Source organism: Staphylococcus sp. GDY8P57P (assembly GCF_017892585.1).
Lineage (GTDB): Bacteria > Bacillota > Bacilli > Staphylococcales > Staphylococcaceae > Staphylococcus > Staphylococcus borealis.
This window is the reverse complement of record NZ_JAESLK010000040.1, coordinates 140677-166113: the sequence shown is the minus strand read 5'-3', so window position 1 is coordinate 166113 and position 25437 is coordinate 140677. Positions and strand designations below refer to the sequence as shown.

24 protein-coding genes and 2 pseudogenes are annotated in these 25437 nt (G+C 33.3%); 1 reads left to right on the top strand and 25 read right to left on the bottom strand.

What is annotated here, in order from left to right:
- Nucleotides 1-73: 73 nt before the first annotated feature.
- From brnQ3 to KA878_RS12380, 25 genes and pseudogenes are all read right to left on the bottom strand, one after another.
- Complete coding sequence (gene brnQ3 / locus KA878_RS12495; protein ID WP_075108480.1) at nucleotides 74-1417, bottom strand: branched-chain amino acid-like transporter carrier protein BrnQ3; 1344 nt, start codon at nucleotides 1415-1417, stop codon at nucleotides 74-76.
- 129 nt (nucleotides 1418-1546) lie between these two features.
- The gene (locus tag KA878_RS12490) at nucleotides 1547-3436 is read right to left on the bottom strand and encodes a vWA domain-containing protein (protein ID WP_193839348.1); all 1890 of its coding nucleotides are present in this window, start codon (nucleotides 3434-3436) and stop codon (nucleotides 1547-1549) included.
- A 12-nt stretch (nucleotides 3437-3448) separates the two neighbouring features.
- Nucleotides 3449-4240, bottom strand: a complete 792-nt coding sequence (locus KA878_RS12485; protein ID WP_053030879.1) for an ATP-binding protein — start codon at nucleotides 4238-4240, stop codon at nucleotides 3449-3451.
- A gap of 156 nt (nucleotides 4241-4396) precedes the next feature.
- Complete coding sequence (locus KA878_RS12480; RefSeq protein WP_193839903.1) at nucleotides 4397-4600, bottom strand: DUF6501 family protein; 204 nt, start codon at nucleotides 4598-4600, stop codon at nucleotides 4397-4399.
- 35 nt (nucleotides 4601-4635) lie between these two features.
- Nucleotides 4636-5442: a VOC family protein gene (locus KA878_RS12475; RefSeq protein WP_075108483.1), complete on the bottom strand. Its 807-nt coding sequence runs from the start codon at nucleotides 5440-5442 to the stop codon at nucleotides 4636-4638.
- 850 nt (nucleotides 5443-6292) lie between these two features.
- Nucleotides 6293-7564, bottom strand: coding sequence for a dihydrolipoyllysine-residue succinyltransferase (gene sucB / locus KA878_RS12470; protein ID WP_193839347.1), 1272 nt, complete (start codon nucleotides 7562-7564; stop codon nucleotides 6293-6295).
- An 11-nt stretch (nucleotides 7565-7575) separates the two neighbouring features.
- Nucleotides 7576-10384 (bottom strand): annotated as a pseudogene (locus KA878_RS12465) (2-oxoglutarate dehydrogenase E1 component).
- Nucleotides 10385-10849: 465 nt separating this feature from the next.
- Nucleotides 10850-12211, bottom strand: coding sequence for a HAMP domain-containing sensor histidine kinase (locus KA878_RS12460; protein ID WP_193839345.1), 1362 nt, complete (start codon nucleotides 12209-12211; stop codon nucleotides 10850-10852).
- Nucleotides 12208-12867 (bottom strand): response regulator transcription factor, encoded by a 660-nt coding sequence (locus KA878_RS12455; RefSeq protein ID WP_053030862.1) that lies wholly within the window; start codon nucleotides 12865-12867, stop codon nucleotides 12208-12210. The genes KA878_RS12460 and KA878_RS12455 overlap by 4 nt, the downstream gene beginning before the upstream one ends.
- Before the next feature lie 358 nt (nucleotides 12868-13225).
- Nucleotides 13226-13332, bottom strand: a pseudogene (locus tag KA878_RS14415) (hypothetical protein); the annotation flags it as partial.
- A 472-nt stretch (nucleotides 13333-13804) separates the two neighbouring features.
- The gene (locus tag KA878_RS12450) at nucleotides 13805-14425 is read right to left on the bottom strand and encodes a phosphatase PAP2 family protein (protein ID WP_193839344.1); all 621 of its coding nucleotides are present in this window, start codon (nucleotides 14423-14425) and stop codon (nucleotides 13805-13807) included.
- Nucleotides 14426-14443: 18 nt separating this feature from the next.
- Nucleotides 14444-15511, bottom strand: a complete 1068-nt coding sequence (locus KA878_RS12445) for an undecaprenyldiphospho-muramoylpentapeptide beta-N-acetylglucosaminyltransferase (RefSeq protein ID WP_193839343.1) — start codon at nucleotides 15509-15511, stop codon at nucleotides 14444-14446.
- Between the two features lie 18 nt (nucleotides 15512-15529).
- On the bottom strand, nucleotides 15530-16033 hold the full coding sequence (locus tag KA878_RS12440; protein ID WP_053030854.1) for a GNAT family N-acetyltransferase: 504 nt from the start codon (nucleotides 16031-16033) through the stop codon (nucleotides 15530-15532).
- Between the two features lie 18 nt (nucleotides 16034-16051).
- Nucleotides 16052-17524 (bottom strand): S41 family peptidase, encoded by a 1473-nt coding sequence (locus KA878_RS12435; protein ID WP_193839342.1) that lies wholly within the window; start codon nucleotides 17522-17524, stop codon nucleotides 16052-16054.
- A 292-nt stretch (nucleotides 17525-17816) separates the two neighbouring features.
- Nucleotides 17817-18038, bottom strand: coding sequence for a YozE family protein (locus KA878_RS12430; protein WP_053030848.1), 222 nt, complete (start codon nucleotides 18036-18038; stop codon nucleotides 17817-17819).
- Nucleotides 18038-18538: a PTS sugar transporter subunit IIA gene (locus KA878_RS12425; RefSeq protein WP_075108490.1), complete on the bottom strand. Its 501-nt coding sequence runs from the start codon at nucleotides 18536-18538 to the stop codon at nucleotides 18038-18040. The genes KA878_RS12430 and KA878_RS12425 overlap by 1 nt, the downstream gene beginning before the upstream one ends.
- Before the next feature lie 12 nt (nucleotides 18539-18550).
- Nucleotides 18551-18979, bottom strand: coding sequence for a peptide-methionine (R)-S-oxide reductase MsrB (gene msrB / locus KA878_RS12420; protein ID WP_053030843.1), 429 nt, complete (start codon nucleotides 18977-18979; stop codon nucleotides 18551-18553).
- A complete protein-coding gene (msrA, locus tag KA878_RS12415) occupies nucleotides 18972-19499 on the bottom strand; it encodes a peptide-methionine (S)-S-oxide reductase MsrA (protein ID WP_193839341.1) in 528 nt (175 codons plus the stop codon). Before msrA ends, msrB begins: the two co-directional genes overlap by 8 nt.
- 122 nt (nucleotides 19500-19621) lie before the next feature.
- Entirely contained in the window at nucleotides 19622-20467 is an 846-nt protein-coding gene (gene fakB2 / locus KA878_RS12410) for a fatty acid kinase binding subunit FakB2 (protein WP_075108492.1), read from the bottom strand.
- Nucleotides 20468-20493: 26 nt separating this feature from the next.
- Entirely contained in the window at nucleotides 20494-20973 is a 480-nt protein-coding gene (locus tag KA878_RS12405; RefSeq protein WP_193839340.1) for a dihydrofolate reductase, read from the bottom strand.
- A gap of 52 nt (nucleotides 20974-21025) precedes the next feature.
- A complete protein-coding gene (locus KA878_RS12400) occupies nucleotides 21026-21982 on the bottom strand; it encodes a thymidylate synthase (protein WP_075108493.1) in 957 nt (318 codons plus the stop codon).
- A 273-nt stretch (nucleotides 21983-22255) separates the two neighbouring features.
- Nucleotides 22256-22690 (bottom strand): bacilliredoxin BrxA, encoded by a 435-nt coding sequence (brxA, locus tag KA878_RS12395; protein ID WP_193839339.1) that lies wholly within the window; start codon nucleotides 22688-22690, stop codon nucleotides 22256-22258.
- Between the two features lie 33 nt (nucleotides 22691-22723).
- Entirely contained in the window at nucleotides 22724-23839 is a 1116-nt protein-coding gene (locus KA878_RS12390; RefSeq protein WP_193839338.1) for a conserved virulence factor C family protein, read from the bottom strand.
- A 24-nt stretch (nucleotides 23840-23863) separates the two neighbouring features.
- On the bottom strand, nucleotides 23864-24115 hold the full coding sequence (locus KA878_RS12385) for a NifU N-terminal domain-containing protein (protein ID WP_053030822.1): 252 nt from the start codon (nucleotides 24113-24115) through the stop codon (nucleotides 23864-23866).
- Between the two features lie 12 nt (nucleotides 24116-24127).
- Nucleotides 24128-24322 (bottom strand): zinc-finger domain-containing protein, encoded by a 195-nt coding sequence (locus KA878_RS12380; protein WP_075108495.1) that lies wholly within the window; start codon nucleotides 24320-24322, stop codon nucleotides 24128-24130.
- Nucleotides 24323-24526: 204 nt separating this feature from the next.
- Here KA878_RS12380 and KA878_RS12375 point away from each other — a divergent pair, with 204 nt between their 5' ends.
- Nucleotides 24527-25231, top strand: a complete 705-nt coding sequence (locus tag KA878_RS12375; protein ID WP_070855625.1) for a queuosine precursor transporter — start codon at nucleotides 24527-24529, stop codon at nucleotides 25229-25231.
- The last annotated feature ends 206 nt before the right edge of the window (nucleotides 25232-25437 follow it).

Here is a 25437-nt window from a genome sequence, read left to right as displayed (position 1 = left end):
GCACATCACAACTCAATTTGAGTCTGATGTGCTTTTTAATGTCTTCAACGTGTTGTAAATTTTTGGTAAGGAACTATTCTTTTTGATAAATAATATAATCCTGTTTTACAAACTTAGCGACTATATAACCAATAATGGTAGCAATCACTGCTATTGGGAACCACTCTAATGAATATTGCTTTAATGGTAAAGCATCCATAAATGACATCTTCACCCAACCGTTAGAACTAATAACGCTCAAAATAGAAACGATACTAATGACAACAATTGGTATTTGTTGAGCAATTCGCTTAGTTGGTATAAATCTTGCAAGTAAGATAAGTAATACCACAGTTATTGCAACTGGATAAATAATACTCAATACAGGAACAGACATGGATATTACTGCATTTAAACCTAAATTGGACAATATAAAACTAATTAAAGTAAAGAATATTGTATAAGCTTTATACGAAACTTTAGGGAATATTCTATTGAAATACTGACTTACAGCCACTATTAAGCCACAAGCAGTTGTCAAACAAGCTAATGCAACAATAATACCTAATAAATATTTGCCAAAGACACCAAAACCACTTGCTGCCATTGTTGTTAATAAGTAGGCTCCTACATTTTGATCTTTAGCAGTTAAATTTTTAAGTGTTTCATTGTCTACGTTCATATGATTACCTATAAATCCTAATGACACGTATATGAAGATGAGTGCTACAGCAGCAATCAAACCTGACATTACGGTTTGTTTAAATATTTGATCTGCATGTTTTACCCCTGTTGCTTTTATTGCATTCACTACGATCATTGAGAAAGCAATTGCTGCAATTGCATCCATCGTTAAATAACCTTCTGTAAAGCCTTTCGAAAAACTTCCGATAGCTGAACTATAATCAACTTGATTTCCATGAGATGGCGTATTACCACTATAATCGACGAAACCTTTAATAATCATGGCTAAAATTGTTATCAACAATAGTGGCGTTAACAATGATCCGATACGATCTACAATTTTACCTGGATTAATACAAAGGTAAAGAACGATTAGGAAATAAATCAACGTAAATATGAATAGTATAAGGTTACTATTTGTATGAGCAATTGGTGTGACAGTCATCTCGAATGAAGTTGAAGCTGTACGCGGAATTGCAAACAGAGGTCCGATTGTTAAATATATAATAATTAAAAATATAATTGAAAATTTAGGTGATATTTTGTTTAAAGAACCTACGTAGCCTTGTTTGTCTAAAGCGCCTACAATAACGCCTAGTAACGGTAAGCCAATGCCTGTTAAACAAAATGCGATCACAGCGGGCCAAAAGAAATGACCACTATCTTGACCTAAATTTGGTGGAAAAATAAGATTACCTGCGCCGAAAAACATAGCGAATAACGTAAATCCTACAATCCAAGTATTCTTATTCATAGAATTGCTCCTTTTTATGTGTATGTTTGCAATATTAAACATTCTAGCATAAAAAGGAATTGCAAGTCTATGTGATTTCAGAAAATTTGAAAAGTTGATATATATTTAAAGCTATATTTATACAAAAATTTAAAATGATTTTAGTAGTAGTTTTTTGAGTAATGGTGATAGATGGCTTGGAAGATTTTCTACGCCTTCAACAAATAAGGCATATTGTCCATAAATATTGTGAATAGTTTGCTCAATGTCTTCTGTAATAACATCTTGACTCAAGAACACATTAAATACTTCAATACCATATTTACGTGCCATTTCTACGCCTTCATACGTGTCTAAAATACCATCTTGCGCATAATTGTAAGCTGAAGGTTCTCCATCAGAAAAGACGATTAGAAAACGTTGATTATGACTTCTTCTTAGTAAACGTTCGCTAGCAATACGTATGGCTACACCGTCACGGTTATCGTCTTGCGGATGTAACGACATAATTCGTGGCCCGCTTTTTTCCATAGTTGAATAATCGTAATGAACAATTTCATCAATGATGTTAGGCTGTTTACGATCATCAGAATCAAATGCGTCTTCATTGAATGCCAGTATTTCATGCTTAACATTTAATGCTTTAAGCGTTTCATGGAAAAGCACAACACCCTTGATTGTTTCCTCCATCTTATCGAACATACTTGCAGACACATCAATTAGTAATGTGAAAGTAGCATCGAACGTCTTACTTAAATCTTGTTTCTTATAAAATAATTTATATTGGTCATCGATAAACCAATTAGTTAAATCTCGTTGTAAACGACCTTTAGTTAAATTGTGACGCTCATCTACATGTTCTCGATCAATCGTTTTTTTAATAATTTGAATTAAATCTTTCGTTTCGAATTGAACATCATTTTTAACATCTTGATATGCTGGCAAGAAATCAGGTTCAATATCAGGCACATTCCATTTGATTTCAACATTTTCGTTAATTCCTTTAAGTGCAAATGAAGCGTTCTCGCCAATAAACCCGCCTTCATCGTTGTTCAGTGTATTTTCTGAACCACGCCCTTTTTTAGTCATCATATCCGTCATGTCGTCTGTGGAATCACCTTCACGTGCAGTATCATTATCACTCATAACCTCACTATTTTCACCCTCATGAAGTTCCATTTCAAGATATGCGCCGCCTTCTGATTTGCTATCTTGAGCTTTTGTTTCAGCTTCAGCAGTTTCTGCATCTGTATCTTCAGATGTATTATCTTTACCGTCGACGTTACTTGCATCCGTTCGTTTCAACTCATCAAATGACATTTCGTGGATTGCTTCATATACCCTACGAGGAAGATGATAATATTCGTTTAACATATCTTTGTTTAATATATCATCGATTTGAAACATGATGCGTTGTGCTAAGTACATATTATCTTCTGATGTTTCATTTTGGAAAAAGTTAGGTAAGTACAGAAACATTGAATTTAAAATATCATCTAATTGTGAATCTATGGTTGGAATATCATAGAAGTTTTGGCTTAGAAATGCTTTTTCTAAATATAAAAATAGCAAGTCAGTATATACTGTTTTAGTCTTATAAAATTTGATTTGAGACTCCGTATAAGACAATCGCGTTTGTAAACGTAAATCTATTAATTTAGCTGTGCTAGGACGTGCAATACGAATATGATTAAACACACGCATATCTTCAAGTAATCTAAAAAGTTGTTGATAGAACTTCGGATGTGCAAATTCATCATCATGAAGTACATTATTAACAATAGTTTCATCCATCATTTGATATCCGTAAGCGGCAAGCATGACATCTGTTTTAAGTCCAGCTTTCTCTATATGGTCGGGACGGTGCGACCAGAACCAACTTGTAATCAATGTGTTGTTGATTGGATCATAATAAGGGAATTTTTGAATTTTAACTTGTGTTTGTTCATTTTTGAGAAGTAAGCGTGCTAAGTCTTGCAACATCATAACTTGCTTAGCATCTAATTGCTCATCATTAAATTTGATAAAACGATCGCTCATAATAATCCCTCTCTAAAAGTTTAATTCAATCGCATTTTTGATTGCTTGTTGTTCACGCTCATCTTCTAATTTATCAATAATCGTACGTTGAATCGCACGTTCGATTGGCATGACAGTAATTAAATCACTTAAGTCAATTAATGCCCTAATACTTGCTGCTTCTTCAGAAATTTGTCCCTGTTTAGACATGGTGCGCAAATCTTCATTAAATTTAATGATTTGCTCAATAATTGCATCATCTTGAAGTTGGCTTTGCTGTTTAATAACGTCCTTAAGTATATCACCATCAATGTAATCTACTTGAATGACGACAAAACGGTTTTTTAGGGCTTCATTCATAGGAAGTGTACCTACATACCCTTCGTTAATTGCGGCGATGACATTGAATCCAGGCGCAGCTTTAATCACTTCACCAGTAAATGGATTAGTAAGTTGACGTCGATAATCTAGCACACCATTGAGAATTGGCAATGTTTCAGGTTTAGCCATATTAATTTCATCGATATAAAGAATATGACCTTCACGCATGGCTTTAATAACGGGACCATCGATAAACACAATTTCTTGTTGCCCTTGATCATTAGTTTTAATTGTTTTGAATCCGAGTAAACTTTCAGCATCTAAATCTACAGAACAGTTAACTTGATGCATTGGTGTATCTACAGTAGCACTAAGTGTTTCGGCTAATTTTGTTTTACCCGATCCTGTAGGTCCTTTTAGTAAAATGTTCTTATTTAAACTAAATAAAGCTTTAGCATCATTGAATACTGACTCATCTGAATTGATATATTGATTTTTAATCATTTTGATTACTTACGCTCCTTCTTTAAAATGAAAAATAGACTAAGAGATTAAATTGGATGAAAGTAATGTATTGTTTAGCACAACCTATACATCATCTAAAATCCAAAGTTAACCCCTAAGTCTTAATTTAATCATGAACATACATAACGATTTATACTAAATTTCTTTAAAATATGATTTGTAATAACCACCAACTAAACCAAAATTATCAATAATTTGATAGTATTCTTCGGTTTCATTAATCACATCATATTGTTTACCAACTGTTAACATATCAGATACTGTGAATTTTTTTGCATCAGTATTGATAACTTCTACCTTTTTAATTGGTGTACGTGTTTTCCAAGTTTCATGTAACATAGCCATAAATTTAAATCCTCCATATTGTCTTTGTATTACTTTTCTAATGTGTAAATAAACGAGATGCCACTATTCTCGGTAATGCGTAATGACTGAGCATCGCCTTGATCTAACGTTTGATAAGGAATTCCAATATCATCTAATTCCTTTTGCGCATGTGCGAATGCCTCTTGAGAGTTTGCACTAAACTCAACTTGTTCAACAATACCTTCTTCTTTAAGTTCAATAGGATCTTTAGGTTGATATAAATGAATTTCGCCACCTAAACCGCCTTCTCCAATTTGAAACACTTGAATCATTGTTTCAGGAATAGCTGACGATTCATATTCTGCATAATGCGTTAGGTTAAACACATTTGTCAGGATAGAAGCGGTAACCGGTAATTCATTAACTTTAATAATGATAGGTCCTAAACCCTGGATTTGATGAAGTGGGTTTACTGTACTTTCAAAAGTAGGTGTACCTAAACCTACGCCAGTATTGAGTTCATTTGAATAAATGTCAAAAATTTGGTCGTTATTATCCTCGAAGCTAAAATGTTTATTTCCATTTAACTCAGTTACTTCACCAAATTCAATATCATTATCTTTCAAAATGGTTTGATACTCTTCTAAACCTGAATCAGATGGTGTTCTTAAACCAACACTAGCGATATGTTGGTTTTGGTATTCAGGATTTGGCACTTCAACAAAGTGAATTCGTGTACCTGGACTTAAATCTGCATCACCAAAACGTAAAGCTTTATTTTTAGTTGCTACATTAAGTCCTAAAATATCTTTAAATAATTTGTTTGTTTTAGAAAGATCACTTGTCCCTAATGTGACACTTCTAAGTCCACTCATGCAATGACACCCCTAATATTTGTCTTTTCCTATTCATTATAACGCATTTTAAATACGATTTATATCATGAACTACATAAAGCATTGGCGAATTCTAAGAAGTACAAAAAACGTATTACATAAATATAAACTCTATTGAAGTTTGTTTATAAAATAATTTTAATATCCTATAAAACAAAGATATAACTACTCCCCTATCCTTTGACAAATAGGAAGGGGGGGCTATTTATAGTGGAATATTATCGTTATATTAGTTTGTTCAAATTTTTGCGATAGTTCGTTTTACATGGTTATATTTGTATTCGCAACATTTTGCAGTTTGAGTGTGATAAATATGTGAGCAGAAGTATTTACCATTTAACGCCATACTTACACAGCCTAAAGATACAAATTAACATAGTTTCGACTGCTTATTAATAATGAGTGATTCTAAGGTTGTTGTATGTTCAAATGCCTTTTCAGTACAGTCAGCTACTGTGAATTTTGTAAAATGGTTAACCCGGCTTAAGTAGTTCTAAAATGGATCATGAAACGGAGTTTAGTGTGAGGCCCAACATAGAAAATATCGAATAGACAGTTTTCAAACATAGAAAATTGGACTAGCGAGCTACCAATAGGAAGTATCGTAAATAAACAAGGGAGTGGGACAGAATTCTTTTTAAATTCGTTGTCCCACTCCCGCAAGGATGACTAGAACTGAGAAAAGCTTGATTAAAGCGCCTTCTCAGTTCAGTCAGCTACTGCGAATTTGCAAAATAGCATTATTATATTATTTATGTCTCAGCCTTTATTTAGCTAGGAATGATGCCCCAGCCTTATCAATATTAGTTTGAGGTTATTTTCCGTTATGATTAGCTTTCTAATAGTAGGTCTTCAGGGCTTTCGATCAATTCTTTTATCGTTTTTAAGAATCCTACTGCTTCTTTACCATCAATAATTCTGTGGTCATAACTTAAAGCAATGTACATCATAGGTCTATTTTCAATAGTATCTTTATCGATTGCAATTGGTCGAGTAATAATAGAGTGCATACCAAGAATTGCTGCTTGATTACCGTTGATAATAGGTGTGCTCATCATTGATCCAAATACACCACCATTAGTGATTGTAAATGAACCATTGACCATATCATCTAGGCCGAGTTTTTTCTCGCGCGCTTTAACTGCTAGGTCAGCAATCGCTCTTTCAAGTTCTGCAAAGTTTTTCTTATCACAGTCTCGTACGAATGGAACTAATAGACCATCATCAGTAGAAACAGCGACACCAATATCATAATATTGTTTAGTAATCATATCATCGCCATCAATTTCAGCATTTACTTCTGGATATTTCTTCAATGCTGCGACAGCGGCTTTAGTGAAGAATGACATGAATCCTAATTTTGTACCATCATGATCTTTAATAAATTGTTCTTTTTTACGCTTACGTAATTCCATTACGTTTGTCATGTCAACTTCATTAAACGTCGTTAGCATAGCTGTATTATTAGATACTTCTAATAATTTTTTAGCAGCTGTTTTCTTTCTACGTGACATTTTTTCTCTAATTACTGGTTTATTAGGCGCACTTGAAGCTTTTTTAGGTGCTTCTTTTTTGCTAGCTTCTTGAGAAGGTTGTGATTGAGTTGATTTTTGGCTATTTTCAACATCATCTTTACGAACAACATCATTTCCTTTTCCAGAAACAGTACTTAAATCCACGCCATTTTCACGTGCATGACGACGTGCTGATGGTGTCGCATTAATACGTTGATTGTTAGAAGATGATGGTTCCTCTTCTTTATTAGATTGTGGTTCAGTTGGTTGTGCGTCTTTCTTACCGCTATCATCTGAACTATTAGATTGAGCGTCGTCTGACGGCTCTGATTTACTTGCTGTTGGATTTCCACTACCTTCACCAACCGTAGCGATGACTTGACCAACTTCTACTGTATCGCCTTCTGAAGCTAACTGTTCTTGAAGCACACCTTCTTCTTCAGAAACTACTTCAACGTTAACTTTATCTGTTTCTAATTCTAAAATAGCTTCGCCTTTTTCAACGCTATCTCCCACATTTTTTAACCATTCTGCAATGGTACCCTCTGTTATAGATTCTGCTAATTCTGGAACTTTTACCTCTGGCATAATATTTCCCCCTAGTTATTTTTCAATGCTACTTTCAATGATTTGATTTTGAACAAGCTTATGAATTTCTCCATCACCTTCAGCTGGTGCTGCACGTTGTATTCTACCATGATAACTTAAATTATATTGGTTACCTACAAGTGATTTTAAGTAAGGATAAACAAACAACCAAGCCCCTTGGTTTTTAGGTTCTTCTTGAACCCAAGATACAGTCTCAAGATTTGGTAATTCATTTAATACTTCTTTAATTTCCCCTTCAGGGAATGGATATAAACGTTCAACTGCAACTAGTAAAATTGAATCGTCAGGATTTTTAGCTAAATGTTCTTTTAAATCAATAAACATTTTACCTGAAGCTAGTACGAGTTTAGTCACTTTGTCTTTATTTCCATCCTCAACAATAATTGGTTTGAAGCCACCTGTAGTGAATTGATCAATAGGCTTAGCCACTGTTTTATTTCTTAATAAACTTTTCGGAGACATTACAATTAGAGGTCTCATCGCTTCAGTGCCCAAACTTTTAGCTTGTGCTCGTAATAGATGGAAATAGTTGCTTGAACTTGATAAGTTAACGACCGTACTGTTATTCTCTGCAGCTAATTGTAAAAATCTTTCTAAACGTGCTGAAGAGTGTTCAGGGCCTTGACCTTCAAATGCGTGCGGTAAGAATAGTGTTAAGCCACTTCGTTCTCCCCACTTCGCACGAGCTGATGACATGAAATTATCAAACATCATTTGAGCCATATTTGAGAAGTCTCCATACTGCGCTTCCCAAATATTCATACTATTTTTATTCTCAACATTATAACCATACTCGAAACCAACCACGGCAGCTTCAGATAATGGGCTGTTGTGCACTTCAAATGTCGCTTTTTGATTAGGTACATGATGCAACGGAGTATAAGTATCACCATTTTCTTCATCATGTAGCACAGCATGTCTATGACTGAATGTACCACGTTCACTATCTTGTCCAGTTAGGCGAACTGAAATGCCATCTTGAACGATGGTTGCAAAAGCAAGTTGCTCTGCTTGAGCCCAATCAACTAAACCATTTTCTTTTTCAAAAGGTTCTCGACGTTTTTCAAGTACTTTATTAAGTTTTTTTAGTATGTGGAAATCTTCAGGATATGAAAGCATAGCATCATTGATTTCTTTGAGATGATCTATTGAGAAATCTTTATCATCACTTTGCAATGGTTCTAGTAATGATTCAGGTTTCTCCATATCTGGATTATCCATTTTATCTGATTTATCAATCTTATCTTGGGCAGCACGCATTTCTTTTTGAACTTTATCCATAACGTCATCCATTTGTTCCTTAGAAATAACGCCATCCGCTACCAATTGATTACCATAGATGATTTCAACAGAATCATGTTTGCGAATGTTTTGGTATGGAAGTGGATTTGTAATTGAAGGTTCATCCATTTCATTATGCCCGTATCGACGATAACCAACTAAATCAATGACAAAATCTTTATGAAATTCTTTGCGGAATTCCATTGCAATATCAATAGCTTCAATTGTTGCTTCTACATCGTCTGCGTTTACATGCAAAATCGGTACATCATACCCTTTTGCAATATCAGTAGAATACGTTGTTGAACGACCATCCACTGGTTCTGTTGTAAATCCAATTTTATTATTAGTGATGATATGTAATGCACCACCAGTTGAATAACCATTTAGGTTACTTAAATTCATTGTTTCAAAGTTAATACCTTGTCCTGGGTATGCTGCATCCCCATGTATAATAATAGGCATACCTTTATGGAAGTCTGTTGTTGGTTTACCAGCATGGTGTGTATCATCTTGTGATGCACGTGTCTTACCAATTACAACTGGCGCAACGATTTCCAAGTGACTTGGGTTATTAGCTAATGAAATACGTTGTTCAATACCGTATGATGAAGTTGTCTTCACACCACCTAAATGATACTTTACATCTCCTGTCCAACCAGCAGTTAATTCAAGGCTGCCGTCTTCAGGTAAGAATTTCATTGGGTCTGTGTGCATAAATTCAGAAATCATCATTTCGTATGGTTTTTCAAGTACGTGAGTTAAAACATTTAAACGACCTCTGTGTGCCATACCAATTTGAATGTTATTAATGTCAACTTCAGCTGCACGCTTTAATGTATGTTGTAACATTGGTACTAATGTATCGACACCTTCAATTGAGAATCGTTTAGCACCAACAAAGTTTTTGTGCAGATACTTCTCAAAGCCTTCAACATGCGCTAAAGTATCGAATAATTGCTTTCTTTCGTCATTATTGATGTTCGCTCTATAAGGTGTTTCGATACGACGTTTTAACCACGTGCGTTCTTTATTGTTATTAATATGATTATATTCAAAAGCAATTGGCCCTTTATAACGTTTCTCCATTCGTTGAATTGCCTCGTATGCATTATCATAAATATCTTTGAAATGATCAGATACGATATCTGCTGAGACATTCTCCAATGTTTCTTTATCTAAGTTAAATTCTTCAATTTCTAACTTAGGAAGATTGGTTCTTTCTGGAGCGTTAACAGGGTAAATATCAGCTTTAAGGTGACCGTATTGTCTAATATTATCAATTAAACGCATAATACGTTTAATTGTGCCGTCGCCTGCTGATGAACCACTCCCTTCAGTGGTAGACTTAGCTTCAACGTGAGCTTCGCCGTTTTTTATTGTGCTGAAAAGCACTTGTAAATCATCTGGAACCGAACTTGGGTCTTGTAAGTAATCATCATATAAATCTAACATTAGACCTAGATTAGCGCCAAAGTTTACAGGAGCTTCTGTAACATCCTTGTTATCCTTTGCCATAATATTACCCTCCACAAAATAGTTAAACCGCTTACAGGTCAATAATAGCACTATTTCTAGCATTGATAAAGTCCATTAACAGAATATTATGGAAAAAACAAAATAACTAAAATAGGTACGCTAAATTTATCTAATTATAAGTAAAGATTAACGAGAAAACGATAAAAAAGTAGAATTGAAATTGGAACATGAGGTTTGGTTAATCTTAGTGTAGATAGATGATCAAGAAGAAAAAGGGAGAGGATCAGAAATAAAGTTTTGAAAATTGATTTCTGATCCTCTCCCGGCTTGCTTAGCTTTTAGAATTTCTTGATGAAATTCTCTTTGCTGGGGCGCTTCGCTGGCAAGGTGGGCTAAAATTAAAAAATGGTTGTTGTAAGTGCATGTTTAACTCAGTCAACTACTGCCAATATGTATTTGTAGCCTGAGACATCGTACTTGTCCCAGGCTTTTGAATTAATGTCGTTATTTGAATATAATTTTGAACGTTGTGTATTCGTTTACTTCACTATCAACCGTAATGTAACCACCATACTGCTGAACAATCTTCTCAGCAATTGAAAGACCTAGTCCATTACCACCTTGGCTTCTCGCTCGCGATTTATCCACTCTATAAAAACGGTCAAAAATAAATTCTTGATCTTCTTTAGGAATGCCGAGGCCATGGTCTGTAATTTCAATACTGATTTGTTTATTTCTTAATTGCGTCGCTATTTCGATTTGCTTATTATCTTTATCATACTTCATCGCATTATCTATAAAAATCAGTAACAGTTGTTCAAATTGATGACGGTTGATTTGTAATGTTAATGGCTTCTTGGACAAATGTGTTTCAAATTCATAATCTGGATGCAATTGTTTTAAAGATTTAATACGTGAGCGTATTTCCTCATTGATGTTTACTTCTTCAAACTCTAAAGCTTGATTGTTCACTTTATCTTTAGTTAGTAACAATAATTCTTCTACTAGTTTTGTTATTCGGTTCATTTCTTCAAGTGAAATATTCAAAGATTCTTCAAGGACGGCCGGATCTTTTTTGCCCCAACGTTGAATTAAATTTAAATGACCTTGAATGATTTGAAGCGGTGTACGTAATTCATGAGAAGCATCTTCAACAAATTGGCGTTGTTGATTAAAAGATTCTTCAATTTGATACATCATATCATTAAAGGTATCAATTAAATTATCAGTTTCCTCATAGTTTGTCTTAAGCTCAAGTTTATTTTGAAAGCCATCACGACGTATTTGAATCATCTTATTTGACATTGTTACTAAAGGCTTCGTTAATTGCGTTGAAAAGATATAACTAATACCTGCCATGATGATTGTTGCTAATAAGCCAAATGCGATTGCCACAAAATACAATGACCGAACAACATTGTTGTAGCCTTCAAGTGAATGTATTAAAACACTGTAACCTTCAAAACGGTCACTATGTATTGGCTCAGTTATGATTAAATATGGCACGCCATGATGCTTTGTAATTTGAATTGTTTCAGGATTAACAAAGTCCACTTCAGGTTTGAAATTAATCATATTTTCATTCGAAGATTGCATCAATTGTTTACCATTACGGTCGTAAATAATCGCTTTTTCAAAGTTCTCTAAAGTAGCAGACAAATCTAACGTTGTGATGTCATCCATTGACCGAGATTCAACTAAATTAACGATATCACTAGAACTGTATTCAGCTTCATCTATTTCTCCATCTCTTAAAGTGTCTTTTAAAAAGAATATGATAACTAAACAAAAAAGAATAATGGTACTAAACATTATCAGTGTTGTAATTATCATCCATTTATATTTTAACGTACCTTTTTTAATCATCTAATCACATACCCGACACCGCGAACGGTTTCAATTGTTTTTTCTTTATCAAAAGGTTTAAGTTTGTTTCGTAAATATCGAATATAGACATCTACGACATTTGTTTCGACTTCACTATCATAGCCCCAAACATGATCTAAAATTTGCTCTCTTTGTAACACACGATTTCGGTTAGTTGCTAACAAATAGAGTAAATCGTATTCAGTCTTAGTGAAATCTAACTGTTCGCCATTAATTGTAACTTTAAACGCATCAACATCTATTTTAATACCATTAATATCAATAATATCTTTCTGAGGTTGACGGCGTAATACTGCTCGAATACGTGCAAAGAGTTCTTCAATTTCAAAGGGCTTTACAATATAATCATCAGCACCATAATCTAAGCCAGTCACTTTATCATATGTATCACTCTTCGCTGTAATAATAATGATTGGTGTTGATTGTTCCTGTCTCACACGACGACATATTTCTAAACCATTTATATTTGGTAACATTAAGTCTAATATGATTAAGTCATAATTGTTACTTAACGCTTTATCAAGTCCTGATTGCCCTTCATATTCTATATCTACACTATAATTATCGTGCGTTAATTCTAGTTCTAAGAAGCGAGCTAAGTTCTGTTCATCTTCAACAATAAGAATGTTGGTCATTTTTATTTCCACCTCTTTTTAGATGCATTAATCTTAGTTTTAAAAGTGAGCGTGACAGAATTCTAAATGCTAATGTTCTGATTTCCAACTTGCATTGCTCATCTAGAAATGCGCTTTGATGGGAAGTCGTCACAAGAATGACTAGTATTGAGAAAAGTTTAATTAAAATACTTTCTAAAGTCAGTCATCTATTGTAAATTTGCTAGTTCATCATCAAATTAATCATTTTGGCTCGAACTAAGTCAAATGCACTTTATCATAACATAACCTACATTTTATCACATCAGAGATTGAAATTAGATAAATGATTGAAATTGTAAATAGATACTCAAATTTAATTGAGAATTTTTCGCAATTATAATTGACAATGATTATCAATAATGTATAATAGTATTTGAAAATGATTATCAATACCGAATAAGACAATTCCCCCCACATATATTTCGTTCTTAAAGGATTGGTCATTTTCAAGTTATTCCCCTTTTATATGCCCGTAAAAGATTAACGTTAAAGTTTCAAACTTACTTTAAACGTTTTAATAAAAAGCAGTGAATCTAATGCCGAGGTTCACTGCTTTTTTTATATGTAGTGTTGAGAATGATATATTTAAATTTCAAAGGCGTGATTATATTCATGAATACTGTATTCATATGACTTTAAAATAGAAGGGAGTGGGACAGAATTCTTTTTAAATTCGTTGTCCCACTCCCAACTTGCTTTGCTTGTAAAATCACTTTCGTGATTTTTTGTGTTGGGGCCCCGACTCCCAACTTGCTTTGCTTGTAGAATTTCTTAGTGAAATTCTCTTTGTTGGGGCCCCGCCCGCAAGGGTGACTAGAACTGAGAAAAGCTTGATTTAAGCGCCTTCTCAGTTCAGTCAGCTACTGCGAATTTGCAAAATAGCTTCATTATATTATTTTTTGTCCCAGCCTCTTGTTTAAATGGTTGGATATAAGTGGTTTTTAAGTATTAAAGTTGAAAGGACGATACAGAAAGCACCACCAATTATGCCAGCAATGACATCAGTAGGATAATGCACGCCTAGATATACTCTTGAAATAGAAATAAGAAGAATAAATAGTGCACATAATCCGATAATAATACCTTTATTATTGCCATTTGCTTGTCGATTTGCTATGAACATTGCACTACCAAAGAATGATGTTGAGCCCATAGCATGACCACTAGGAAAACTAAATCCTGATATATCTATTAGTCGCAATAACGTTGGACGCTCACGGTCAAAGATATTTTTTAATAATGGATTTAATATACTAGATAGTGACATGACAATCACGAAGAACAGTGCTTCGATTTTAAAACGTTTTAACATTAAGTAAGCGACAAGCATCAATGAAAGGCATACCATGGCCCATACTTCTCCAATTTTCGTGGCCCCCAAAAGGATTGAGGTAGTGATAAAACTTTCGGATGAGTAAATAAATTCATACACTTCTGTATCAATCCATCTACCCAATCTAGACTCATGGAAGGATGCAATGATACCAAATATTAATGTAAAAACGATTAATAAGGTAATACGTTTTGCATGATTCATTGTCTACACCTCCTGAGTTTATAAAGCGTCTTGTAGAATTTTATTAAATAAATCCTCTTTGGTATAACTTTCGTTGTATGTCTCCATTTGTTTCACAATCGATTCTCGATTATGCTCAATATCTTTAAGTTGTTCCAATAATTTAACTTGTGTAAGCTGGTCTTCAGGAATCGTTCTACCATAGCCTTTAGATTCGAAATTCTTTGCGTTATCGATTTGATCCCCACGAGATTGATCAAGTCCTAATGGTATCAATAACATAGGAATACGCAATGTTAAGAACTCATAAATTGCGTTAGATCCTGCACGACTCACGACAGTGTCTGTAATAGCTAGTAAATCCGTTAACGTTTCTTTTACAAATTCATATTGAACATAGCCTTTAGCATCGATACTATTATCTACTAATCCATGTCCAGTTAAATGAATGATTTGATAATCTTGAAGCAAGGCTTCTAAATTTTCACGGATAGCTTGATTTAGTTTTTTACTACCTAAACTACCGCCCATAACAAGTAATACTTTTTTAGAATCATCGAAACCGGTTAATTGATAGCCTCGTGCTTGATTACCCTCTTTTAAGTCTTGGCGAATCGTAGCGCCTACGAAGTCTGCTTTTTCTTTAGGCAAGTACTTCAAAGTATCTTCAAACGTAGTATAGATTTTTTTAGCAAATTTTAATGAAATTTTATTAGCTAAACCAGGTGTTAGATCTGATTCATGGATAATCGTTGGTATATTCAATGAGCGTGCTGCTATGACTACAGGAACGGATACAAATCCTCCTTTAGAAAATAGCAAGTCTGGCTTTTCTTTTTTTAATACTTTACGTGCATCAATTATCCCTTTTAAAACTTTGAATACGTCTTTCGCGTTATCGACTGATAAATATCGACGTAATTTACCGCTAGATATTGGATAATATTTAATATTAGGTAACTGTGATTCAATCATTTCACGTTCAATACCTGTTTTAGAACCAATATAAAATGAGTCGTGTCCTTTATCAGTAGCTGTTGGAATTAAACTTAGATTGACCGAAACATGTCCAACAGTACCGCCACCGGTAAATGCTATTTTAGACATAGTAATTAACCTCTATTCTTAAATATTTTTATAATATGCATAGAATGGTGCACCTCTATCAAATGGATGATAGTCAATTTCTGCTTCACCGACTTTGATGAAACCAAATTTTTCAAATAATCCTTGCGCTGGCTTATTTAAAGCAAACGTGTCTGTTAATATAACATGGATATTATGATCTTCAGCTAACTTTACAGCAAAATCAAATAATGCTGTAGCTGCACCTTTGTATTGTTGTGAGCCAGCAAGTCTATGAATGACATAGGCGCCTTGACGTTCGATTGGCCATTCTAAATCATCATACCATTCTGATTGTTGTTGGTCGACCACGATAAAGCCATAAATTGTATCATTTTCTTCTAAAACATATAGTGTTTCAGCTTTGATATCCTCTTCAAAATGTTCTGACACTGGGTATTTATCATCCCATTGATTATTATTAAATTCTTTCATTAATGCTTTAGCTTCCTCAACTAATGCCTCTATTTGTGAAATATCTTGTAATTTACCTAACCTAATCATTGTTTTAAAAACACCTCTTTATTTTAGTTTGTTTATTAAATCATCTAATACTTTATCTTCTTTATTAGCTTTTTCAACTAATAATTGTGTGAATTTCTCGTTGGTTTCTTTATCAAATTTACCATTCACTTGTAATTGGTGGTCTGATTGGAATGATTTTATAGCTGTTTCTAATTGCGTATCAAATTGATTTGATTCATCGCCAACGTCATAATCTAATGCGTCTAAGCCAATTTTAATTGATTTTACATATTTGGTGTTATCACCCATAGTATATGTTTTATCAGTAGGAATGACACTGATAGATTGATATTTAGGTGATGCAATTTTAGTATCAGGTTGGATACCTTTACCGTGAATATAATGACCATCAGGTGTTAACCATTTCATTTGAGTATATTTCAATAATGAACCATCTTTGAATTCACGAGTTGTTTGTACTATTCCCTTACCAAATGTTTTTGAACCGTAAACTTTTGCTTTATGGTGGTCTCTCATAGCACCTGTAAAGACTTCAGAAGCACTTGCAGAGCCCTCATTTACTAAAATACTGACTTTCATGTCTTTCGCTTCTTTTGTAGCATCATTCGACGTTTTAATTGATTCAGTATCGTCACCTTTTTCAAGTTTGACAACCGTTTGATTTTTATCAATAAAGATATTCGCCATTTTAACTGCTTCATCAAGTAAACCACCAGGATTATTTCTTAAATCTAATACAATATTGCGCACACCGTCTTTATGTGCTTTTATGATTGCTGACTTGAGTTCTCCAGCAGTATTATCTTGGAATTTATTAATTGTAAAGACACCGATATGGCCTTTTTTCTTATACTCCACGCTTTTTACATGAATTTTTCCACGCTTAATATTAATATCTTTCTCTTGTGAACCACGTTTGATCGTTAATTTGACGGTTGTTCCTTCTTTACCTCGAACTAATTTAACTACTTGGTCTAATGGCTTACCTACAACCGATTTTCCATTCACTTTAGTTACAACATCTTTAGGTTGTATACCGGCTTTTTCGGCAGGTGAATCTTTCATTGGGCTAGTAATCATGATTTGTTTATCTTTTTTCTGCATTTCAGCGCCAATTCCTACAAAGTCACCTGAAACATCCTCATTGAAACTTTTCGTCTCATCTTTAGTCATGTACTCAGAGTATGGATCTTTGAGTTCTTTTACCATGCCATCAATAGCGGCTTCAGATAAATCGCTAGCACTTTGTTTCTTATAATAATCATTATTAAGTGTCTTGTAGGCATACTCGATTTTCTTCATTTCTTGGCGTTCATCTTTATTTAATCCACTTATTTTGTGACTAATACCTATTGTAGCGGCAACTGTTATTCCAGCCGTTAATATTATAATTCCTAATATAAGTAATATGAATTGCCAAGTTTTAAATCGAATTTTCTTATTTGAAGATTTATCAATATCTTGTTTGGCATCAACATGATTGTGTCTCTCCTCAGAATGATGACTCATAAAACCACTTCCTCGTATAACATCGTATGTATTTATATTAATTTCATCTAAAAAGATAATATAAGTATGTCGTTATTTAAACATAAACGCAACTTATTAGAAAACAGATAGCTATTTACACATAAAAATGATAAAGGAGTGGAACAGAATTCGTTGTGAATTCAGAGTTCCACCCCGGCAAGGTTAACTGGAATTAATACCTTGTTTCAAATACACATTTCATTCAGTCAACTAATGCGAATGTACAATGCAAAATATAAAATTATATATACTTGGATTGACTATTTAAAATTTAGAATTTCAGCCATTCTGTATATTCTTCATATAAATCATCAAATACTGACATCGGTAATGTTATATCACTTTGCATTTCGATATAATCAGATAATTGATTGAAATCTTTTTCATGTTTAGGAAAAGATAAATCATTAAATATTTCTTCAGCTAAATCTCCTTTGCTATCTTTACGACCTCTAGCTGTTAGCGCAAATTGATAAAAAGAATGTTCTTTCATTAGCTCATTGTCACATCTACGACTTTAGTTTCACCTTTAATCACTGCTTTAACATCATTAACATGAATTGATTCAGTTTGATCTGAATTTGTAATAATAATTGGTGAAATGACATCTTTCGCATTATTTTTAATATATTCTAAATCAAATTTAAGTAAAGGGTCACCAACTTGTACAGTATCACCGCTACTTACTAGGATTTCGAAACCTTGCCCATCTAATTGAACTGTATCTAATCCAATATGAACTAAAATTTCTAAACCGTTATCTGCTTTAAGACCAATTGCGTGTTTTGTAGGGAATACATTATCAACTTTACCTTCGATTGGTGAAACTACTTCTCCTTCAGTTGGGTTAATACCAAATCCTTCACCCATCATTTTTTGTGCAAAAACTGGATCTGGGATATCCTCAATATTGATATATTCACCAGTTAATGGTGCATAAATTTCAATTTCTTTATTAACTTCTTTACCTTTACCGAATAATTTTTTAAACATTATTAGTCACTCCTATTTTTCAAAATGTGGAATTAAATCACCGTAGCCTAGCGCTTCTAATTTATCATAAGGGATAAATTGAATTGCTGCTGAATTAATACAATAGCGTAATCCACCACTTTCTTTAGGACCGTCATTAAATACATGTCCTAAGTGGCTATTAGCTTCTTCTGACCTAACTTCAGTTCTAACCATGCCGAATGTTTTATCAACCAGTTCAATGATTTCATCATCATCAAGCGCTTTCGAAAAACTTGGCCAACCACAGTTAGATTCAAACTTTTCTTCAGAAGTAAATAATGGTTTGCCTGAAATTTTATCTACATAAATCCCCTTTTCAAAATGATTCCAATATTCATTTTGAAATGGAGGTTCAGTACCATTTTCTTGAGTAACAAGATATTCCATGTCATTTAGTTCATGCTTATCTTTTTTAATCATTTTGAGACCCCCAATGTGTTTCGATGAATGATTTTCTTCCTGATCCACGTTGGTATTGCTCATAGTGTGCAGGATTCTTCTTATAATAATCTTGATGATATGCTTCTGCAGGATAAAAATTCTTATAAGGAAGAATTGGTGTTATAACCGGTTTTTTAAAAATGCCTTCCTCGTTCAGTTGTTGAATTTTAAGTTCTGCTGCTTTCTTTTGTTCATCATCGTGATAAAAGATAGCTGGTTCATAACTTTCGCCTCTATCGAAAAATTGACCACCAGCATCTGTTGGGTCAAATGTTTTAAAATACACATCTAAGATATTTTCAAAGGACGTAATGTCAGAATTAAATTGAATTTGCACGGCTTCTCTATGACCAGTTTGATTAGTGCAAACTTGTTCATACGTAGGATTTTCAACATGTCCTCCACTATATCCAGATACGACATCCTCAATTCCTGGATATGATGTAAAGGGTTTAACCATACACCAGAAACATCCTCCAGCTAATGTTGCATATGCCATATTATTACCTCCTCTGTCATTTATTAAATTTACGATATAACTTTGTTAATTTAAAGTAATCTACTCACAACGATACTTTTATTTATTTAATATAAATAGGAAGCAAGTAATAAAATACGTGTTTAGTTTGGTTCACGAACAACAACCAAACCAATTGCACCTTGACCAGTGTGCGTTGATATAACTGGCGTAGTTACATTTACATCATATGTTTGCTGCCCAAATGCTTCGTCAAACTGTGTTTTAAGTTTGTCAACAAAATCAAGTACGTTAGCGTGAGCAACACCAATAGATTTAATTTTATGTTTATCAATAAATTCTGAAATTTCTTTTTTTAAATATTGTATGCTTGAATTTTGTGTTCGTGCATTATGCACAATTTCCAAATACCCATCTTCTAATGTACCGATAGGTTTGATTTTCATAATATTACCAATCAACCCTTTAGTCTTACTTATGCGTCCACCTTTGATTAATTGATTTAACTGTCCAATAACAACAAAAAGCTTGATGTTTTTTTGTAGTTCTTTAAGTTTATCAACAATTTCATTTGGTGAAAGATTAGTATTTATGAGTTCAACAAGACGTTGAATTTGGTATCCCAGTCCATATGAAATGGATTTAGAATCAATCACGGTTACTTTAGTGTCGACCATATCACTGGCTTGAAGAGCAGTTTGATATGTTCCACTTAGACCTGATGACATATGAATACTAAAAATTTCAACATCTTCTTTACCAAGTTCTTCATATAATTCAATAAATTTACCGATTGGTGGTTGACTTGTTTTAACATCTGCATTTTCTTCAATGCGTTGGATATATGCCTCAGATGAAATGTCAATTTGATCGACAAATGATTTACCATCAATCGTTAAGCTTAAAGGTACAACGTGGATATTATGTTGATTTAAATAGTCATGTGATAAATCTGATGTAGAATCAGTCACGATAATTTGTTTAGTCATAAGTGCCTCCGGTTAATCAATTTAATTTAATGTTTACGTACTAAGTGTAGAAATGTATGTGGAATTCTGTTTTTATCATCTAGTTCTCCTTCTACTGATGATTCTACTTCCCATTCTTCAAATGTATAAGGTGGGAAAAATGTGTCACCTTGGTGTTTACCATCGACTACTGTAATGTACATATCATCTACTTTATCAATCATTTCTTCAAATAATGATTGACCGCCAAAGATAAAAATATGACCTTTTAAGTTGTAAATATCGTCAATAGAATGAATCACATCTACACCTTCGACGTTAAAAGATGTATCACTCGTTAAAACGACATTTCTTCTGTTAGGAAGCGGTTTACCAATTGACTCAAAGGTTCTTCTTCCCATTACCAATGTATTTCCAGTTGATAGTTTTTTTACGTGTTTCAGATCATTAGGCAAATGCCATGGTAAATCATTCTTATAGCCTATGACGCGTTGTTGATCGTGTGCAACTAAAATGGATAAAGTCATAATTCCCCTCCGTATCTATAATTTATTTAGATTAAATTAGTACTTTTGTTTATCACACTGCTATAGGTGCTTTAATAGCAGGATGTGCGTTATATCCAACTAACTCCAAATCTTCATAATTGATTTCAAAAATTGAAGCATCAGAATTGATTTTTAGGGTTGGTGGCTCAAAACTATCTCTAGATAATTGTGTTTGAATTGCTTCAATATGATTAGAATAAATATGAGCATCACCAAATGTATGAACAAATTCTCCTACATCTAGATTACATTCTTTTGCTATTAAATGTGTCAATAATGCATAGCTCGCGATATTAAACGGTACACCTAAGAAGATATCTGCACTACGTTGATACAATTGACAGCTTAACTTACCATCTTGAACATAAAATTGGAACATCGTATGACATGGTGGCAGGGCCATGCTATCAATTTCTGTAGGATTCCATGCTGAAACAATATGGCGTCGAGAATTTGGATTATGCTTTATTTGATCAATTACTGTTTTAAGTTGATCGAAATGATTACCTTCTTTATCTACCCAATCTCGCCATTGTTTACCATAAACGTTACCTAAATCTCCGTACTTTTTAGCGAATGCATCGTCATTTAATATACGTTGTTTGAATTTAGACATTTCTTCTTTGTATTGTTTATTAAAGTCCTCGTCTTGGAGCGCCCTATGTCCAAAATTAGTCATATCAGGTCCGTGGTAATCATTTGATTGTACGTATTTCTCAAATGCCCACTCATTCCAAATGTTATTATTATATTTTAATAAATATTGTATATTTGTATCGCCTTTAATAAACCATAGTAATTCAGTAGCTATAAGTTTAAACGATACTTTCTTCGTTGTAAGTAATGGAAAACCTTTGGTCAAATCAAAACGTAATTGATGACCAAACTTAGATATAGTACCTGTATGCGTACGATCATCACGTTGATTGCCAATTTCCAATATTTCTTCACATAGAGCATGGTAGGCTGAATCAAATGAATTTAACATCTTGTTCATCTCCTAGAATTGTTTATATTACTAATTATTATACTAGATAATACGTACTTATAAAATTAAAATAAAAAAATCCCAAATATAAAATTAACTATTAATTTTATATTTGGGATTGGTAAGTCAATCTTTAATGAATACGTATTCATAGATAATGCCATTTAGTAGTGATTTGAAATTTCTAAGCTGTAGAGTCAAAATGGTTAATTGTTTAACAAGTTTATAGTGAATTTAAGCATTTAGCATTGACTAAAAACTCAAATAGGTTTCTTAACAATTTTCATCAAATGCATCTTTAATATCCATACAGATATCTTGAATGTCACGGCCTTCAATATGCTCTCTAGGAATAAAACGCTTTAATTCTGTCCCTTTGAATAATGCATATGATGGACTAGAAGGCACTTGTTGGATGTAGTCACGCATTGTTTGAGTTGCTTCTTTGTCTTGACCAGCAAATACTGTGATTTTGTTTGTCGGTTTTTTATCATTTTGTTCAGCTACTGCAACAGCTGCGGGTCTAGCTAAACCAGCAGCACAACCACATGTAGAGTTAATTACTACAAATGTTGTATCTTCTTCATTAACACTATTCATATAATTTGATACATCTTCACTTGTTTCTAAACTTTTAAAACCATTTTCAGTAAGTTCAGCTCGCATTTGTTGAGCTAATTCTTTCATATATTGTTCATAAGGATTCATTATTTCCACTCCTATTTTAGTTTTTCTTGAAATTTATGACTTATTGCGATTTGCAATTTGTTTCCATACAGAGCCTAACGCTTCATCGCCTTTTTCAATTCTAGAAATTGCCATTTCTATTTGAAGTTTAACTTCATAGGCAGAATCGTCGGCGTGTGATTTTAAACTTGATAACTGCTCTGGTCCACCTTCATCAAATAAAAACATTGCCGCTCTCCAACGGACTATTTTTTGTGGGTCATTTAAAGCTTGTTCCATTTCTGGTAATGCCTCTTTAAACCCTAAATCACTTAAACAATCTCCAGCGGTGCGTCTAACTGCTGGGCTTTTATCATGTAAGCCTTTATATAAATATGGAAGGATTTCTTTATCTTCAATCATGCCGATTAATACAATGGCTTGTCGTCTTAATGGTGCCTTTTCTTCTTGTAAAGCTAGGTCTAATAAATCTATATCTTCGACTGTTGGTGATGGAAATGCTTTAAGCATTCTTAATTTATCTTTCCAATCAGACGCTGCTTTAAATTCGTTAACAGTAACATGATGATACTGTTGTTGTGGTACTACAATATCCGTTTCTAATGCAGTTTGAACGAGCGCGTCTAACCTTTCAATTGGGTATAGTGCAATCATTTCTTCATATACTTCATGCATAACGTCATCTAATTCACCATATCTAATACCAAGATCTTCCCACTTACGTAAGAATACAACATTGTCACCGTCTTTTTGTGTCTTTAACATTCTATCAACGAAATGGTTTGGCATTTGTTCGCGACGTTCTTCTGAAGCGGTAGTCAGTTTAATTTGATAAGGGATGCCTTTAAACATAAGTGCCTCAGCTTTAATTTCACCATAATGTTCATCAGGTTGTTGAACACTATCAATAGATGATTCGTTATTTAATGTTGAAGTGATTTGAGGTAAGACCACTTCCCAATCAGATTTCGGTTGTTTATCGATAGCTAAGAAGTCCATTACGTAGAAAATAGATTTGACATCATCGATTGCTAATAAATCATTAATAAATTGAGGTTGATGCTCATCTATTTGTGTAAATGTATTAGATTTATTGTCTTCCCTCTTTTCAGACAAGACGATTTTCATTGTATTAGGACTTGGTGTTGGCTCTACTCGTACAATTTCCATAACTACATGTCCCCTTATAAAGCTTTATTCAAAAGTAGATTGAATTTGTGGTAGTACATTATTCCAATCTGCATTGGCTTCTTTATCAACAGAAATAAAATCCATAACATAAAATATTGATTTTACACCGTCAATTTCAAATAAGTTATTTATAAAATCCGGTTGCCCTTCTTGTGCAGAAGTAAATGTATTAGATTTATTATCTTCTCTCTTTTCACTTAAATTTATTTTCATAGTGTTATGATTTGGTGTTTCTTCGATTGAAACGATATGCATAGTCCTTACCTCCTATTGAAGTTCATTTCCTAATTGTTTGATTTGTTTACCAATTGAACACTCGGAAATACAGAAATGGTGTGCCTGTGTTTTACCTTCTGTTTTTCTTATATGTGTTTTTAGTAAGCATTTATCACAATAAGTGTTCATTAATTCATCAATTTTATCAATTGCATTTTTTTCGGAATGTGTAAGTATAACCGTCACTCCTTAAGCACAGTATTACTTTATTATAAGCATGGAACAAGTATAACTTAATTTGGAGTTATTTTGAAATAATCGATTTAATAATTGATAAATGATTATGTAAGTGATTATGGTTATTGCAATTGCCAATAAATTGCTATAAAATAAATAAGTTGTTTTTGCGGTTTCTAAACACCCGCATCATCAAAATTTAGGAGGATTTTTATGTATAATGAGATTTTTGGTGTAGCATCGTTTCTTGTTACATTTATTTTAATGGTGGTAATGTTCCGATGTTTTGGTAAACAAGGTTTAATTGCCTGGGTTGCAATTGGAACTATTATTGCTAATATTCAAGTAATAAAAACAGTTCATATTTTTGGCATATCTGCTACTTTAGGTAATGTGATGTTTGCGTCAATTTATTTAGCAACAGATATTTTAAATGATATATATGGGCGCAAAGTTGCTAAAAGAGCTGTGTGGTTAGGCTTTTCATCCACGTTGGTCATGATCATTGTGATGCAAATGTCTCTTCATTTTATACCAGCACCTGAGGATATGGCTCAAAAATCACTCTCAACGATTTTTGATTTAGTTCCTAGAATTGCATTAGGTTCAATTATTGCGTATATAATTGGACAACATGTTGATGTATTCATCTTTTCTGCTATTAAGAAAATATTTAGTTCAGATAAGACGTTTATCATACGTGCATACGGAAGCACAATGTTAAGTTCAATTATTGATACAGCACTGTTCGTTACAATTGCTTTTGCAGGTACTTTACCAAATATGGTTGTATTTGAAATATTTATAACAACGTATTTATTAAAACTAATTTCGACAATTTTCAACGTACCATTCGGTTATGTAGCTAAATCTATGTATCGTAAAGGTCGAATTCATAAATTAGATGAAGGATATTAAATGCAACACACTGTGGTTGTAAGACTTTTTCCTCAAAATATGCTTAGCTGGGACACTCAATCCAAGCTATATTTATATGTTAATGAATTTAATAATACGTAATAGAGCGTATTTCACTAACTTGGGAGTGGGACAGAATTCTTTTTAGATTCGTCGTCCACTCCCAGCTTGCTTTGTTTGTAGAATTTCTTGATGAAATTCTCTTT

Excerpts from the sequence above, each read along its gene's own strand:
- brnQ3 (WP_075108480.1), bottom strand. The coding sequence starts at position 1,417 with ATGAATAAGAATACTTGGATTGTAGGATTTACGTTATTCGCTATGTTT.
- KA878_RS12490 (WP_193839348.1), bottom strand. The coding sequence starts at position 3,436 with ATGAGCGATCGTTTTATCAAATTTAATGATGAGCAATTAGATGCTAAG.
- KA878_RS12485 (WP_053030879.1), bottom strand. The coding sequence starts at position 4,240 with ATGATTAAAAATCAATATATCAATTCAGATGAGTCAGTATTCAATGAT.
- KA878_RS12480 (WP_193839903.1), bottom strand. The coding sequence starts at position 4,600 with ATGTTACATGAAACTTGGAAAACACGTACACCAATTAAAAAGGTAGAA.
- KA878_RS12475 (WP_075108483.1), bottom strand. The coding sequence starts at position 5,442 with ATGAGTGGACTTAGAAGTGTCACATTAGGGACAAGTGATCTTTCTAAA.
- sucB (WP_193839347.1), bottom strand. The coding sequence starts at position 7,564 with ATGCCAGAGGTAAAAGTTCCAGAATTAGCAGAATCTATAACAGAGGGT.
- KA878_RS12460 (WP_193839345.1), bottom strand. The coding sequence starts at position 12,211 with ATGATTAAAAAAGGTACGTTAAAATATAAATGGATGATAATTACAACA.
- KA878_RS12455 (WP_053030862.1), bottom strand. The coding sequence starts at position 12,867 with ATGACCAACATTCTTATTGTTGAAGATGAACAGAACTTAGCTCGCTTC.
- KA878_RS12450 (WP_193839344.1), bottom strand. The coding sequence starts at position 14,425 with ATGAATCATGCAAAACGTATTACCTTATTAATCGTTTTTACATTAATA.
- KA878_RS12445 (WP_193839343.1), bottom strand. The coding sequence starts at position 15,511 with ATGTCTAAAATAGCATTTACCGGTGGCGGTACTGTTGGACATGTTTCG.
- KA878_RS12440 (WP_053030854.1), bottom strand. The coding sequence starts at position 16,033 with ATGATTAGGTTAGGTAAATTACAAGATATTTCACAAATAGAGGCATTA.
- KA878_RS12435 (WP_193839342.1), bottom strand. The coding sequence starts at position 17,524 with ATGAGTCATCATTCTGAGGAGAGACACAATCATGTTGATGCCAAACAA.
- KA878_RS12430 (WP_053030848.1), bottom strand. The coding sequence starts at position 18,038 with ATGAAAGAACATTCTTTTTATCAATTTGCGCTAACAGCTAGAGGTCGT.
- KA878_RS12425 (WP_075108490.1), bottom strand. The coding sequence starts at position 18,538 with ATGTTTAAAAAATTATTCGGTAAAGGTAAAGAAGTTAATAAAGAAATT.
- msrB (WP_053030843.1), bottom strand. The coding sequence starts at position 18,979 with ATGATTAAAAAAGATAAGCATGAACTAAATGACATGGAATATCTTGTT.
- msrA (WP_193839341.1), bottom strand. The coding sequence starts at position 19,499 with ATGGCATATGCAACATTAGCTGGAGGATGTTTCTGGTGTATGGTTAAA.
- fakB2 (WP_075108492.1), bottom strand. The coding sequence starts at position 20,467 with ATGACTAAACAAATTATCGTGACTGATTCTACATCAGATTTATCACAT.
- KA878_RS12405 (WP_193839340.1), bottom strand. The coding sequence starts at position 20,973 with ATGACTTTATCCATTTTAGTTGCACACGATCAACAACGCGTCATAGGC.
- KA878_RS12400 (WP_075108493.1), bottom strand. The coding sequence starts at position 21,982 with ATGTTAAATTCATTTGATTCAGCCTACCATGCTCTATGTGAAGAAATA.
- brxA (WP_193839339.1), bottom strand. The coding sequence starts at position 22,690 with ATGAATCCTTATGAACAATATATGAAAGAATTAGCTCAACAAATGCGA.
- KA878_RS12390 (WP_193839338.1), bottom strand. The coding sequence starts at position 23,839 with ATGGAAATTGTACGAGTAGAGCCAACACCAAGTCCTAATACAATGAAA.
- KA878_RS12385 (WP_053030822.1), bottom strand. The coding sequence starts at position 24,115 with ATGCATATCGTTTCAATCGAAGAAACACCAAATCATAACACTATGAAA.
- KA878_RS12375 (WP_070855625.1), top strand. The coding sequence starts at position 24,527 with ATGTATAATGAGATTTTTGGTGTAGCATCGTTTCTTGTTACATTTATT.